The 15,067-nt window shown below is 54.1% G+C and carries 9 protein-coding genes; 8 read left to right on the top strand and 1 reads right to left on the bottom strand.

What is annotated here, in order from left to right; all coding sequences use genetic code 11:
* Window positions 1-13 precede the first annotated feature (13 nt).
* From parE to ACIPDS_RS07855, 4 genes are all read left to right on the top strand, one after another.
* The gene (gene parE, locus ACIPDS_RS07870; RefSeq protein ID WP_400734419.1) at window positions 14-1,909 is read left to right on the top strand and encodes a DNA topoisomerase 4 subunit B; all 1,896 of its coding nucleotides are present in this window, start codon (window positions 14-16) and stop codon (window positions 1,907-1,909) included.
* Window positions 1,910-2,254: 345 nt separating this feature from the next.
* Entirely contained in the window at window positions 2,255-3,232 is a 978-nt protein-coding gene (locus ACIPDS_RS07865; RefSeq protein ID WP_400734417.1) for a TRAP transporter substrate-binding protein, read from the top strand.
* Between the two features lie 57 nt (window positions 3,233-3,289).
* Window positions 3,290-3,838 carry a TRAP transporter small permease gene (locus ACIPDS_RS07860; protein WP_400734415.1) on the top strand — a complete coding sequence of 183 codons (549 nt, stop codon included), beginning with the start codon at window positions 3,290-3,292 and terminating at the stop codon, window positions 3,836-3,838.
* An 11-nt stretch (window positions 3,839-3,849) separates the two neighbouring features.
* On the top strand, window positions 3,850-5,139 hold the full coding sequence (locus ACIPDS_RS07855; protein WP_400734413.1) for a TRAP transporter large permease: 1,290 nt from the start codon (window positions 3,850-3,852) through the stop codon (window positions 5,137-5,139).
* Between the two features lies 1 nt (window position 5,140).
* On the opposite strand, the gene ACIPDS_RS07850 is transcribed toward ACIPDS_RS07855, so the two are convergent.
* Window positions 5,141-5,998, bottom strand: a complete 858-nt coding sequence (locus tag ACIPDS_RS07850) for a helix-turn-helix domain-containing protein (RefSeq protein WP_400734411.1) — start codon at window positions 5,996-5,998, stop codon at window positions 5,141-5,143.
* 230 nt (window positions 5,999-6,228) lie between these two features.
* Here ACIPDS_RS07850 and ACIPDS_RS07845 point away from each other — a divergent pair, with 230 nt between their 5' ends.
* From ACIPDS_RS07845 to ACIPDS_RS07830, 4 genes are all read left to right on the top strand, one after another.
* Window positions 6,229-7,989, top strand: coding sequence for a DUF2264 domain-containing protein (locus ACIPDS_RS07845; RefSeq protein ID WP_400734719.1), 1,761 nt, complete (start codon window positions 6,229-6,231; stop codon window positions 7,987-7,989).
* Between the two features lie 95 nt (window positions 7,990-8,084).
* The gene (locus ACIPDS_RS07840) at window positions 8,085-9,353 is read left to right on the top strand and encodes an oligosaccharide MFS transporter (RefSeq protein WP_400734409.1); all 1,269 of its coding nucleotides are present in this window, start codon (window positions 8,085-8,087) and stop codon (window positions 9,351-9,353) included.
* A 25-nt stretch (window positions 9,354-9,378) separates the two neighbouring features.
* Entirely contained in the window at window positions 9,379-10,569 is a 1,191-nt protein-coding gene (locus ACIPDS_RS07835; RefSeq protein ID WP_400734407.1) for a glycoside hydrolase family 88 protein, read from the top strand.
* Between the two features lie 322 nt (window positions 10,570-10,891).
* The gene (locus tag ACIPDS_RS07830; RefSeq protein ID WP_400734405.1) at window positions 10,892-15,067 is read left to right on the top strand and encodes an RHS element core protein; all 4,176 of its coding nucleotides are present in this window, start codon (window positions 10,892-10,894) and stop codon (window positions 15,065-15,067) included.

Raw genomic sequence — 15,067 nt, 5'->3', positions numbered from 1 at the left:
CTACGAATAGATCATGACGCAATCTTCTTATAACGCTGATGCCATTGAGGTACTCACTGGGCTTGAGCCGGTTCGCCGCCGCCCGGGGATGTATACAGATACCACACGCCCTAACCACATGGGTCAGGAAGTTATTGATAACAGTGTGGACGAAGCGCTGGCTGGGCACGCGAAACGTGTCGAGGTCATTTTACATGCCGATCAGTCACTGGAAGTGATTGATGACGGCCGTGGTATGCCCGTTGATATTCACCCGGAAGAGGGTGTACCGGCGATTGAGCTGATCCTCTGCCGCCTGCACGCGGGCGGTAAGTTCTCGAACAAAAACTACCAGTTTTCCGGCGGCCTGCACGGCGTTGGGATCTCGGTGGTCAACGCCCTGTCAAAACGCGTTGAGGTTAACGTTCGTCGCGATGGCCAGATCTACAGCATTGCCTTTGAACATGGTGAAAAGGTCGAAGACCTGCATGTTTCCGGTACCTGCGGAAAACGCAACACCGGCACCAGCGTGCATTTCTGGCCGGACGAAAGCTTCTTCGATAGCCCACGCTTCTCCGCATCACGCTTAAGCCATTTGCTGAAAGCCAAAGCGGTGCTGTGCCCGGGCGTTGAAATTGTCTTTAAAGACAAGGTCAACGATACCGAACAGACCTGGCGCTACGCCGATGGCCTGACCGATTACCTGAGCGAAGCGGTAAACGGCCTACCGTTACTACCGGAAAAACCGTTTGTCGGCACGTTCGCCGGCGATACGGAGGCGGTGGATTGGGCACTGCTGTGGCTGCCTGAAGGTGGTGAACTGCTGACCGAAAGCTACGTCAACCTGATCCCGACGATGCAGGGCGGTACGCACGTTAACGGCCTGCGTCAGGGCCTGCTGGACGCGATGCGCGAGTTCTGCGAATACCGCAATATCCTGCCGCGCGGCGTGAAGCTGTCGGCGGAAGATATCTGGGATCGCTGCGCCTACGTGCTGTCGGTGAAAATGCAGGATCCGCAGTTTGCCGGGCAAACCAAAGAGCGTCTGTCTTCCCGTCAGTGCGCCGCCTTTGTCTCCGGTATCGTTAAAGACGCCTTTAGTCTGTGGCTAAACCAGAACGTGCAGTCGGCAGAACTGCTGGCGGAAATGGCGATTGCCAGCGCCCAGCGTCGTCTGCGCGCCGCGAAGAAAGTGGTGCGTAAAAAGCTCACCAGCGGCCCGGCGCTGCCGGGTAAACTGGCGGACTGTACCGCGCAGGATCTCGCCCGCACCGAACTGTTCCTTGTCGAAGGTGACTCGGCAGGCGGCTCGGCCAAACAGGCGCGCGACCGTGAATACCAGGCGATCATGCCGCTTAAAGGTAAGATCCTTAACACCTGGGAAGTCTCTTCTGATGAAGTGCTGGCGTCGCAGGAAGTTCACGATATCTCTGTGGCGATCGGTATCGATCCAGACAGTTCGGATCTCAGCCAGCTACGTTACGGCAAGATCTGTATCCTCGCGGATGCCGACTCAGATGGCCTGCACATCGCGACCCTGCTGTGCGCGCTGTTTGTGAAACATTTCCGTACGCTGGTGAAAGAAGGGCATGTCTACGTTGCGCTGCCGCCGCTGTATCGAATCGATCTGGGCAAAGAGGTTTATTACGCGCTGACCGAAGAAGAAAAAGCGGGCGTGCTGGAACAGCTTAAGCGTAAGAAGGGCAAGCCGAACGTGCAGCGCTTTAAAGGTCTGGGTGAAATGAACCCGATGCAGCTGCGTGAAACGACGCTTGATCCGAATACGCGCCGCCTGGTGCAGTTGTTCATTACCGATGAAGATGAGCAGCAAACCACGGCCATGATGGATATGCTGTTAGCCAAGAAGCGTTCGGAAGACCGCCGTAACTGGCTGCAGGAGAAAGGCGACATGGCGGATATCGAAGCCTAATCTCATCAACCCCGTAGGCCTGAAAGCTGCGCGCCATCAGGCAGAGCGGTGCAGTGTGCCGGATGGCGGCGTAAACGCCTTATCCGGCCTACTTTTTCGAAAAGGAGACGCTTGCGTCTCCTTTTTTATTGCCTGAACCGCCTCTTAGTTAATCGATTCAATTCTAATTTCTTCACTTTCTGAAATGCCATTTTGAAATTTGGTATGACAGGTCACACTTTAGTTGTATGACTTCTACCATATTCCTTTGCTGGATATAAATCATACTTCTGAACATGGACGTCAATCTGTGCTGGCAATTGATTCGCATGGTGAATTTTATCTTTCCTCAAAAGAGAATCGTCTATGTTAAGAAGAAAACTGGCAGTAAGCGTTTTATCTTTCTCGTTAATGATGGGGTCTGCGGCGGCGATGGCAAAAACTGTGTTTATCGCCTCTGATGTGCATCCGGCTGACTATCCGACGACGGCGGCAGTCATCCACATGGGTGAAAAACTCAGCGCCCAAACGGATGGGCGGCTTTCCATTCGCATGTTCCCGAGCGGGCAAATGGGTGATGAAAGCACTACGCTGGAAAAGACCCGTGCGGGGGCTATCGATATTCTGCGTGTCTCAATGTCGCCGGTCGGCGGCATCCTTCCTGAAGTTAGCGTATTCAACATGCCGTTTGTGTTCCGCGATACCGATCATCAGCACAAGGTGCTGGACGGCGATATCGGTAACAAACTCGCGCAGGAGATCTCTGATAGCAAACTGGGGTTGGTTTTCCTCGGCTGGATGGATGCGGGTTCGCGCAGCCTTATCACCAAAAAGCCGATAACGACGCTCGACGATCTTAAAGGCGTGAAGATCCGTCTGCAAAACAACCCTATTGGCCTTGATACCTTTAAAGCGCTGGGCGCAAACCCGATTGTGTTACCGGTTGGCGATGTCTTTGCCAGCTTACAAACCGGGGTTATCGATGCCGCGGAAAACAACGAACCGACCTTTGATACCGAAAACTACGTGGTCGCGGGTACGAAGTATTTCGACCTCACCGAACACTTTATGATCCCCGAAGTGCTGGCCTTCTCTAAACGTAAATGGAACAAACTCACCCCAGAAGATCAGGCGCTTATCATGAAGCTGGCGAAGGAAGCGCAGGCGGAAGAACGCGTGCTGTGGGCGCAATATGTGGAGAAATCCAAACAGCGTCTGCAAAGCCAGGGGGTGAAATTCCTCCCGGTGGATAAAAAGCCGTTTGTTGATGCCACCGCGCCGGTGCGTGAGAAATATGGCAAGCAATTCAGCACATTAATGCAGGAAATTCAGGACACTCAATAAGGCACGTGGCGGCAGGCTGGCGAGCGCTGGCCTGCCCGTTTTGATCTGGAGATAACAATGAAAAATATCTATGTCCTGGTCATGGATGGCGTGTATCGGATCTGCATTTGGCTGTCAGGGATCAGCCTGTTATTTATGACGTTTATTTATCTGGTGGGGATCTACGCTCGCTTTCGTCCTGATTTTCCTCAGTGGCTGGGTTTCTTACCCCACGCCTCAACCAGCTGGCCGGAGCCCTTGTCGCAAATTTGTATGATCACTTTTTCGTTTGTGGGGGCGGCGGCAGCTTATCGCGCGGGTAGCCATATCGCCATCACCATGTTGGTCGATCATATCAACCCGGCGATGAAAAAAGCGTTGGCGGCGTTTGTCGATCTGGCGATGCTGGCGACCTGCCTTTTTATCATCCACTGGGGAATTATTGGCTGTATGGATGCCTGGGAAGATGTGGTGCCGTCGCTGCCGTTCCTGACGTCGGGGATCACTCATCTGCCTATTCCATTAGGCTCGTTCTTTACGCTGCTGTTCGTGGTTGAAAAACTGCTGTGCGGCCCGCAATCGCACCGCGAGCTGGTGCAGTACGGCTCACCGAAAGTCGGCCATTAAGGAGCGCACCGATGGACTTAACGCTAATTATTTTTGTGGTCACGTTCGTGGTGTTAATGGCAGTGGGGATGCCGGTGGCATATGCCGTTGGCCTGACCGCCGTAGTCGTCACGGCTTTCGCCGATTTTTCATTAGATGGGCTTATCATCACCATCTTCCACAGTACCGATAACGTTAACCTGCTGACCATTCCGTTCTTCGTTTTTGCCGGGGCAATTATGGCGGAAGGGGGTATGGCACGAAGGCTGGTCGATTTTGCCGGGCTGTTTGTGGGCTGGATCCGTGGCGGCCTGTCGCTGGTTAATATTCTGGCCTCGACGCTGTTTGGCGCTATTTCTGGATCGTCGGTGGCGGATACGGCGTCGATCGGATCGGTGCTGATCCCGGAGATGGAACGTAAAGGTTATCCGCGCTCGTTCGGCGCGGTATTGACTGCCAGCGCCTCGGTGCAGGCGATTCTGGTACCGCCAAGCCATAACTCGGTGCTGTTTGCCATTGTCGCCAATACCGCAGCGGTCACTATTCCGGCGATGTTCCTGGCCGGGATCATCCCGACGCTGGTGCTGTGCTTTACGCTCATCATTGTGTGCCTTGTTGCCGCGCGCAAAAATAACTACCCGAAGGAAGAGAGCGTCGAACTCAGGCGTAAGCTGAAAATCGCCTCCGACGCCATCTGGGGACTTATCACCATCGTCATCATCTCTGGCGGCATTCTCTCCGGCTTCTTCACGCCGACCGAGTCTGGGGCCATTGCCTGCGTGTGGGCGATGTTTGTCACCTTCTTTGTCTACCGTGAATATAAGTTTAAGGACTTCCCGAAATTGATTCACCGTACCATCAAAACGGTGACCATGGTGATGGTGCTTATTGCCTTCGCGGCGGCCTTTGGCTCGGTGATGACGCTAGTGGGGCTGCCGCAGGAAATCTCAGCCGCGCTGCTGTCACTGTCGGACAACAAGTACGTCATTTTGTTGATTATCAATATTATGCTGCTGTTGTTGGGGTGCCTGATGGACATGGCGCCGCTGATCCTTATCCTGACGCCGATCCTGCTACCGGTGGTGGTGCAACTGGGTATCGATCCGGTGCACTTTGGCATCATCATGATGATGAACTTAGGGATTGGGCTTATCACGCCGCCGGTGGGATCGGTGCTGTTTGTAGCGAGTGCGGTCAGCGGCGAGAAGATTGAGACCGTGGTGAAGGCGATGGTGCCGTTCTACTGCATACTTTTCCTGGTGCTGGTGATCATCACTTACATCCCGATGATCTCGCTATGGCTACCGGGCCGCTTCCACTAACCTAGCGGCGCGAAACGTGATTTTTGCGGTATTGTAAGGGGGTCTCACCGATCCCCTTTTTAAATGAACTGATAAAGTAGGTCACCTCGGAAAATCCCACCAGAGCGGCAATCTCGCTTACCGGTAACACGCTGTGCAACAGCAATTCACACGCGCGGCGCAGGCGCAGAGTATTAAGATACTCGTGAATGTGCTCCCCGGTTTCAGCGTGGAAACGCCGTGACAGATAGCTACGTGATTTGCCAAGCTCATTTGCCAGCGCATCAAGGCTGAATTTCTGTCGGTAATTCTCCTCAATCCAGAACATCACCGGAGTGGCGATGCCGCGCGATGACTCGGCCATTTTCTCCTGTTCCGGCGGCAGCATAGCGAACAGCGTCATCAGCATGGTGGCGATGCGTTCGGGGCTAAGTCCAGAGGTGGATGCCGTGTTGGCATAAAGGCTAAAAAGATGGTCGATGTGGGGATGAGCGTCGGCTAAATCGGCGACAAAAGCCGGGCGGCCACGTGCAGAAAGTGCCTGTAAACGGCGCTGATTTTCGGGGAAAAGGTGCAGAAGCTTAGCAATAGCATGCTGATCGACATGAATAATGGTACGTCGATAGCAGTCCTGCGCTTTTTCATCGACCATAATTTTATGCAGCGTAAACGGCGGAAAGAAAAAGAGCCTACCGGGACGCATGGTGTATTGGCGATTATCGACGATGACGACGCCAAAACCCTCTTCTACGTAGAGAATTTCCAGACATTGATGCCAGTGATGGTAGCGTACCGTATTAGCAAAAAGACGGCTAAACGACGCGACGGTATCGTTGAGGGTAATCAGCTCCAGATGTTCGGCATTCCAGGATGAAGTCATGTGCAATAAATTTAAATTTATCCGTCATTAATCTGACTACTAAACCACTGTTTTAAATTTTATCAAGCAGCGGTTCAATCAAAGCTATCAGTTGTGACCGGGTTAACATTTCTCCATCACCTGGATTCTCTATGCTTTAGCCACTTTCGAGGATGGTTAAATTAGAGGCCAGAACAGTGACGGAAATATCAAATCTATTGTCATCACGTGAAGACGTCAGGCAAACGCTGATGACGATGCTGAGCGCTCTCGATAAACAATTTCCCGCAGGCGTTGCGCAGTTCTCGCTGGGTAAAACCTGCGCGCACTACAGCACTTCCATCGCGGAAATGGAGGGCTTATCGAGAGCGCTTTGGGGCTTGTTCCCGCTGATGGCGGGCGGGGCAGATGTGCCGTTTAGCGAGAAATATATCACCGCGATTAAGCTGGGTACTGACCCGCAAAGCCCGTCTTACTGGGGCGAAACTGGGCCATACGATCAGCGTCTGGTTGAAATGGCTGCCTACGGTCTGGGGCTGGCGTTAATGCAGCAGCGATTAACCGACCTGTTTAGTGAAACTGAACTGGCTAACCTGCATCGCTGGCTCAACCAAATCACCGATGCGCAGATGCCGGACAGCAACTGGAACTACTTCGCCATTATCGTTCAGCTCGGCTTTAAACGCGCCGGGCTGCCGTACGACCAGGCGGCGATTGACCGTCGTTTTGCGATGATGGAAGCCTACTACCTCGGCGACGGCTGGTACTCCGACGGCCCCGGACGTCCGAAAGATTACTACATCTCAATGGCGTTTCATTTCTACGGCCTGATCTATGCCACGCTAAATGCGGACGATGATCCCACTCGCGCCGCCACGCTTCGCGAACGTTCATGCCTATTTGCCAAAGACTTTATCTATCTTAGCGCCGCGGACGGCGCATCGGTGCCGTTTGGCCGCAGCCTGACCTACCGTTTTGCGATGGTGGCATTCTGGAGCGGCGTCGCGTTTGCTGAACTCGATGTTTTCTCACCCGGCGTGGTCAAAGGCATCATCCTGCGCCACCTGCGCTGGTGGCTCGCGCAGCCTATTTTCGACCGTGATGGGATCTTAACGTTGGGCTTTGCTTACCCGAACCTGGCGATGTGCGAAGACTACAATTCACCGGGCTCACCATACTGGGCGCTGAAGGTGTTTCTGATTATGGCGCTGCCTGCCGAACATGCTTTCTGGCAGGCTGAAGAGCTACCGCTACCGAAGCTCGCGCCGGTACATGCGATTATCCCCGCGCAGCAAATTTTGCAGCACAGCGAAAATTCGCAGCATGTGGTGATGCTGACTTCAGGCCAGCTGGAGCTGAATAACTACGTTAATACCGAAGCTAAGTACACTAAGTTTGCTTACTCCACCCGCTTTGGTTTCACCATTGAGCGGGGGCGCTACGGTATTAAACACGCCGCCTGCGATTCCATGCTGCTGCTGTCGGATAACGATAACTACTGGCGCGGTCGTCGTGAATGCGCAAGCGTGGAAATGCTCGATGGTGCGATTTACTCCCGCTGGTTGCCGTGGCACGACGTGCAAATTGATACCTGGCTTATCCCGTGCGGCGAGTGGCATGTGCGTGTACATCATGTGAATAGCGCGAGACGTTTACAAACGGTGGAAGGCGGCTTTGCGGTAATGAAGGCCGATGCACAGACCTCGGCGCGGGGCAGCAAGGTGCTGGCTGCTAACGGTCAGAGTGTGATAGCAGATTTATCGCCGCTGATTGTGCGTCAGGGCGATAGCGTGGTTACGCCGCCGAACAGCAGCGTGATGTTTGCCGAATGTGCCTCAATCCCGACCCTGATGGGAGAAATATCCCCCGGCGAACACTGGCTATGTTGTGCGGTGACGGCCAGCGCGCAGACTGCTTCAGCGACGCCGCTCGCGCCGACGCTTGAGATTGAAAATAATACGCTTCACGTTACGGATAATATCAGCGGGAAAATTATCTCCCTGCATTTATAACGCTCCGGATAAAAATAACAACCGGAATACCCTCTGACACGTGCTGAATAATCATTATTCAGCACGTGTAACCTACACATTTTGTCGAGGCTTGTATGGAAAATGTATCGTCTCAAAACAGAATAGAATATTACAAAATAAGCTCTTTTATATTTTTATACTTCTTCACCTGGTCTGCCAGTATTGGCTTATTTGCCATTTGGCTTGGGCAAAAAGCGGAGCTGAGCGGCGCGGTCATTGGCACCGTATTTGCCGTTAACGGCATTTTCTCCGTGGTGTTAAAACCTATTTATGGCTACATCCTCGATAAAATTGGCATGAGTAAATATCTGCTCTATTTTGTGGTGGTGATGTCGGCCTTAATGGCGCCATTCTTTATTTATGTTTACCAGCCGCTACTGCTGTCTCATACGATGTTAGGGATTATTATCGGTGCGATTTACCTGAGCTTTGCCTGGTATGCGGGCGTTGCGGCCTGTGAATCTTATGCCGATCGCTATAGCCGCCTTAACAGCATGGAGTTTGGCCAGATTCGTATGTGGGGTTCGCTGGGTTGGGCGGTAGCATCATCCTTCTCAGGCCTGCTGTTTAATATCTCTCCGGCCTACAACTTTATTCTCGGTAGCGTCGCGTCACTGGTGATGCTGGCGGTGTTGATGAGTCTGAAGGTAGATACTCAGACCGCCAATGCGAGCGCCGTTATATCGAAAGATAAGATTGTCCTGAAAGACGTTTTCGACCTGCTGAAAAGCGGCAAATTCTGGGCCTTCTGCCTGTATGTTGCCGGTGTCGCATGGATGATGTTTGTTGCCGAACAGCAGTTCTCGCGCTATTTCGTCACCTTCTTTAGCGATGTTCACGAAGGCAACACGGTATTTGGTTTACTCGGTACGGTACAGTCGGGCACCGAGTTCGTGATGTATATCTTTATGCCGATGTTTGTTAACTATATTGGCGCAAAACGCGGTCTGCTTATTGTTGGCGTGTTAGTTGGCGCGCGCCTGGTTATTTCAGGTCTGTGTGATTCACATCTGCTGATTTCAGTAATTAAACCATTATACGGACTTGAAATTTGTCTTCTGCTGGTGTCGGTCTTTAAATATATCGCCGAGCATTTCGATAAACGTGTTAATGCCACAATGTATTTATTAGGTTATCAGGCAATGCTGTATATCGGTAATGTGGTGGTGTCATCACCGGCAGGTTTATTGTATGACCGTATTGGCTTTGAAAAAACGTATATGATTATGGGGGCTATCGCTTTGTTCTTTACGCTTGTCTCCGCTTTCACCTTATCCGCTTGTCAACGCCAGAATCATCGCCAGCCTGCGCTGGATGTGGCTGAAAACGGTATTTCTAAATAAGCTCTACTGAATAAAGGATCCGAAAATGTTAAACCATATCGTTGAGGAAAAATTGCGCGAATATCCGGGGGCTCCCGTTAATCTTCAAACGTTTAACGATGAACTGTGCTCGGCGCGTAGTCATGTCCTTAAGCTGATTAGCCGTCATTTAACGGATTTCGGGGATAAATTCCCAGGCGAGGCCGCTGTTAATGGGTATTACCCGTTAACCGAAAACGTCGAGTGGACGACCAGTTTCTGGACCGGGCAGCTGTGGTTGGCGTGGGAGATGACCGGCGATGATAAATATCGGGCGCTGGCAGAACAGCACGTGCGCTCGTTTGGCCTGCGGATTGCCGGGCGTCATGATACCAACACCCACGACCTGGGATTTTTGTATACGCTCTCTTGTGTTTCCGCGTGGCGTTTAACCGGAAATCGTGAGGCGCGTGGTTTCTCGCTGCAGGCGGCGGAAGCGTTACTTGAGCGCTTCCATCGGAAAGCGGAAATCATCCAGGCCTGGGGCGTCCTGACCGACCCTGAACAGGCCGGACGCATGATTATCGACTGCACCATGAATCTGCCGTTGCTGTACTGGGCGACCGAGCAAACCGGTGACCCGCGCTTTGCTGATGCTGCGCGCGCCCACGTCCGTCAATCGGCGAAATATCTGGTGCGTGACGATGCTTCAACCTATCACACCTACTATATGGATGTGCAGACCGGCGCGCCGCGCTTTGGTAAAACTCAGCAGGGCTATGCCGATGATTCTTGCTGGTCACGTGGCCAGGCATGGGGCATTTACGGCTTTATGCTGAGCTTCCTCTATACCGGCGATAAGGAACTGATTAGCCTGTCGAAAAAGCTGGCGAATTACTTCCTCAATCGCCTGCCGGAAGATGCTGTCTGTCATTGGGATTTAGCACTGGTCGGTACCGATGCGCTGCGTGACTCATCATCAGCGGCGATTGCCGTTTGCGGTCTGCTGGAGCTGGTGAAACATCTCCCCACGACCGATCCGGATCGTGAACGCTATCAGCAGTGGGCGATGGGCATGATGTCATCGCTGTCTAAACACTATCTGATGAGGCTTGATGAGCCGGGCACCGGCGTGCTCAAACACTCGGTTTATCACTTCGCCAGCGATAAAGGTGTGGATGAGTGCTGTAGCTGGGGGGATTACTTCTATGTGGAAGCGCTGGTGCGCATGACGCAGAGCTGGAAGCTGTACTGGTAAGAAACATACTCTCCCTATAAAGCGGTCTCTTGATCATAGTTCTTGATCAAGAGACCTTGCCCGTTTTTTCTACCTTTCGCTTCGGTGATGCTTATTACCTAAAAATTATCTCAACAGATGCCCTTTGATAGGTATCTATTATTTTGTGGTATCTGTATCAAAAAAACATTTATGGCACGAATTAATTCATTGAAAATTAATTGTTTTATTTTTCATCTGGCATAAAAATAAAGCACTCATCACATTTTCCCGAATCGTTATTGCTTCTAATACTTTTTGCACTCTCTGGTGCATATGGATTAACAGCAAAAGGATGTGAGCGATGAGTGGAAAACCGGCGGCCCGCCAGGGGGACATGACAAAATATGGCGGCCCGATAGTCCAGGGCTCGCTGGGCGTGATGATTGGCGCGCCTTCCGGCGTCGCCTGCTCGGTCTGTCCCGGCGGGGTGACCTCCGGCAACCCGGTTAACCCGCTGCTGGGGGCCAAGGTGCAGCCCGGCGAGAGCGATATCGCGCTGCCCGGTCCGCTGCCGTTTATCCTCACCCGCTCGTACAACAGCTACCAGACGAAAACACCGGCACCGGTAGGTTTATTCGGCCCCGGCTGGAAAATGCCCGCCGACATGCGCTTACAGCTGCGTGATGCGGAGCTGATACTGAACGACAACGGCGGGCGAAGCATTCACTTTGAACCGCTCTTTCCGGGCGAGTGCTCGTACAGCCGCAGCGAGTCCTTCTGGCTGGCCCGCGGTGGGGTTGCAGCCCTGCATGACAGCCATCCGCTGCACGCACTCTGGCAGACGCTGCCGGAAGCTATCCGCCTGAGCCCGAATATTTATCTGGCAACGAACAGCTTTCAGGGGCCGTGGTGGATACTTGGCTGGGCAGAGCGGGTGCCGGGCGTGGATGAGGTGCTTCCCGCGCCGCTGCCACCGTACCGGGTACTGACCGGGCTGGCGGACCGCTTCGGTCGCACGCTGCGCTATCATCGCGCCGCTGAGGGCGAGCTGACCGGCCACATCACCGGCGTCACCGATGGCAACGGGCGGCGGTTTCAGCTGGTGCTGACCACCCAGGCGCAGCGCGCGGAAGCGGCTGAAGAGCCATACCCGGAAGGCCTGCCCGCCGCCGGATACGGTCAGGACTGCGGTGTCCGCCTGTCCCAGGTGTGGCTGACGCATGACCCGCTGTTTCCGGATAAGCTGACCGCCCCGCTGGTGCGCTACGCATACTCCCCACACGGTGAACTGCTGGCGGTATACGACCACAGTGATACGCAGGTGCGTCACTTCTCTTATGACCCGCAACACACCGGCAGAATGGTGGCCCAGCAGCACGCGGGACGTCCGCCGGTTTCTTACGGATATGATACCAACGGCCGGGTTATCGCCCAGCATCACCCCGATGGCCTGAGCTACACCTACGCCTATGGCAAAAACACCGTCACCATTACCGACAGCCTGAATCGCCGCGAGGTCTTACACACCGAAGGCGAAGGCGGCCTGAAGCGGGTGGTGAAAAAAGAATTCGCCGACGGCAGCGTCACCCACAGTGAGTTCGACGGTTATGGCAGGTTAAAGGCGCAGACGGATGCCGCCGGACGGCGCACGGAATACACTCGGACGGTCACCACGGGTATCGTCACGGAGGTGATGTGGCCGGATGGCCGGAAAACGCGTTACGGCTATAACCGTCTGGACCAGCTGACCGCCACGACGTACCCGGACGGCCTGCACAGCAGCCGTGACTATGACGAAATGGGCCGGCTGGTGAAGGAGACCTCGCGCAGCGGTGAAGTCACGACGTACAGTTATGACGACGTGAGCAGTGAACTGCCTTCCTCGGTACAGGATGCAACCGGCAGCCGCAAGAAGATGCGCTGGCGGGACGACGGGCTGCTGCTGGCCTTTACCGACTGCTCGGGATACCAGACGCGCTACGAGTATGACCGCTTCGGTCAGATGACCGCGATGCACCGCGAGGAAGGACTGAGCGTTTACCAGACCTATAACCGCCGTGGTTTTCTGGTTTCCCGGAAAGATAATGACGGTCATGAAACCCGCTACGACTACAACGCCGCCGGTGACCTGACCACCGTGACCGGCCCGGACGGTAACCGGACAGAAACCCACTACGACAGCCGGGGCAACATCATCAGCACCACCCAGGGCGGGCTGACGCGGAAAATGGCCTATGACGCCGCAAGCCGCTTAACCACGCTTATCAACGAAAACGCCGCCACCACGACGTTCAGTTATGACGTGATGGACCGCCTGACAGAGCAGACCGGCTTTGACGGCAGATGCCAGCGCTATGAATACGACCTGACCGGAACACTCACGCAGAGCCGCGATGAAAACCTCATCACCGGCTGGCACTACGACGAAGCCGGCCGCCTGACCCACCGCACCGTCAACGGTGAGCCCGCCGAACAGTGGCAGTACGATGAGCGTGGCTGGCTGACCGATATCAGCCATCTCAGCGAAGGCCACCGCGTTGCCGTCCACTACGGCTACGACACCAAAGGCCGGCTCACCGGTGAGCGTCAGACGGTGCATAATCCGCAGACAGACGAACTGCTGTGGCAGCACCAGACAAAACAGGGATACAGCACCGCGGGACTGGCAAACCGGTTTAAACCGGACAACCTTCCGCCTGTCGAGTGGTTAACCTACGGCAGCGGCTATCTCGCGGGGATGAAGCTCGGCGACACCCCACTTATCGAGCTGACCCGCGACCGTCTGCACCGGGAAACGCAGCGCCGCTTCGGGGGTTACGAACAAACCAGCGCTTACACAACAGGCGGTCAGCTACAGTACCATCACCTGAACCACGACTTACTCAACCGTGACTACGGCTATAACGATGCCGGACAGCTGATACAGATTCACAGCCCGCTGCAGACCCGGCACTACCGCTACAGCGACAGCGGACGCCTGACCAGCGTGCGCACCACCGCCGCGAACCTGGACATCACGCTCCCGTACGCCACCGACCCGGCGGGCAACAGATTACCGGACCCGGAGCTGTACCCGGACAGCCCGTTTACCGAATGGAAAAATAACCGCATCACCGAAGATGCACATTACCTCTACCGTTATGACCTCCACGGCAGGATTACAGAGAAAACCGACCGCATCCCCGACTACGCGGCGCGGATGGACGATGAGCGCACCCATCGCTACGACTACGACAATCAGCACCGCTTAACTCACTACACCCGCACGCAGTACAACACCGTGCAGGCGGAAGCCCGCTACCTCTATGACCCGCTGGGCCGCCGCATCGGCAAGCAGGTGTGGAAACTGGAACGCGACCACCCTGACCACGACCAGATGGCCTTCTCCCGTAAACCGTACGTCACCTGGTACGGCTGGGAGGGCGACCGGCTGGTGACAGAGCAGACGCAGCAGACCCGTATCCAGACGCTGTATACGCCGGGCAGCTTCACCCCACTCCTGCGTATCGAAACAGACGTTGCCGAACTGGCAAGGGCCCACCACCGCAGTCTGGCAGAGAAACTCCAGCAGGAGGGCCGCGAAAACGGTCAGCCGGTCATGATGCCCCCGGTGCTGGTACAGATGCTGGACAAACTTGAAGCGGAGCTGCGTTGCAACGCGGTCAGTGAGGAAAACCGCCGCTGGCTGGCAGGGTGCGGCCTGACGGTCGACAGAATGGCGGCGCAGCTGGATCCGGTGTATGAGCCGCCGCGAGCCATCCACCTGTACCACTGCGACCACCGGGGTCTGCCGCTGGCACTGATAGACAGAGAAGGAAGCATCGTCTGGCAGGCGGAATACAATGAGTGGGGTTATCAGCTCAGTGAGAATAACCCGCACAACATCACGCAGAGCCTCCGCCTGCCGGGGCAGCAGTATGATGAAGAATCGGGACTGCACTACAACCGGCACCGGTATTATGAGCCGCTGACGGGAAGGTATATCACGCAGGATCCGATTGGTCTGGAAGGTGGATGGAATTTGTATCAATATTCGCTGAATCCAGTACAAGGAATCGATCCGTTAGGATTAGCGGCATGTAAGGTTTTATATCCTGATTATCCCATCGAATATATGAATGGGCGTACTAGTACTTGGCTTGGTGGACATGGAGGTATAGTAGGATATGATGAAAATGGTTCAACTAAATATTATGAATATGGCCGTTATAATCCTAGTCTAAAAGGTATTGTTGGTGTCAAATTACCAACTGATGATGGAAATATCAGAAATGTTAGCATGCCTGATTTAGTTTTAGATAAAGATGGTAATCCGACTAATGAATCTCTTGAAAAACTCAAGGCTGCTTTGTCAACAAAAGCAGGGAAGAATACTAATGCAGAGCTAATATGCAGTAAAGATGTAGATGAGAAAAAAGTATATGAATATATCAATAAGGTGGCTAATGATGAAAAAAGAGATAAATATAACTGGAATCCATTATCACCAAATCAGTGTCGGAGTTTTGCTGACGATGCTTTCGATGCGGGGGGCTGA

Source organism: Kluyvera sp. NPDC087067 (assembly GCF_044745165.1).
In the GTDB taxonomy this organism is placed as follows: domain Bacteria; phylum Pseudomonadota; class Gammaproteobacteria; order Enterobacterales; family Enterobacteriaceae; genus Kluyvera.
The sequence above is the reverse complement of the archived record's forward strand: the minus strand, read 5'-3'. Positions and strand labels throughout refer to the sequence as shown.

Bases quoted from the DNA above. Each gene is read 5' to 3' on its own strand.
- parE (WP_400734419.1), top strand. From the start codon at position 14: ATGACGCAATCTTCTTATAACGCTGATGCCATTGAGGTACTCACTGGG.
- ACIPDS_RS07865 (WP_400734417.1), top strand. From the start codon at position 2,255: ATGTTAAGAAGAAAACTGGCAGTAAGCGTTTTATCTTTCTCGTTAATG.
- ACIPDS_RS07860 (WP_400734415.1), top strand. From the start codon at position 3,290: ATGAAAAATATCTATGTCCTGGTCATGGATGGCGTGTATCGGATCTGC.
- ACIPDS_RS07855 (WP_400734413.1), top strand. From the start codon at position 3,850: ATGGACTTAACGCTAATTATTTTTGTGGTCACGTTCGTGGTGTTAATG.
- ACIPDS_RS07850 (WP_400734411.1), bottom strand. From the start codon at position 5,998: ATGACTTCATCCTGGAATGCCGAACATCTGGAGCTGATTACCCTCAAC.
- ACIPDS_RS07845 (WP_400734719.1), top strand. From the start codon at position 6,229: ATGACGATGCTGAGCGCTCTCGATAAACAATTTCCCGCAGGCGTTGCG.
- ACIPDS_RS07840 (WP_400734409.1), top strand. From the start codon at position 8,085: ATGGAAAATGTATCGTCTCAAAACAGAATAGAATATTACAAAATAAGC.
- ACIPDS_RS07835 (WP_400734407.1), top strand. From the start codon at position 9,379: ATGTTAAACCATATCGTTGAGGAAAAATTGCGCGAATATCCGGGGGCT.
- ACIPDS_RS07830 (WP_400734405.1), top strand. From the start codon at position 10,892: ATGAGTGGAAAACCGGCGGCCCGCCAGGGGGACATGACAAAATATGGC.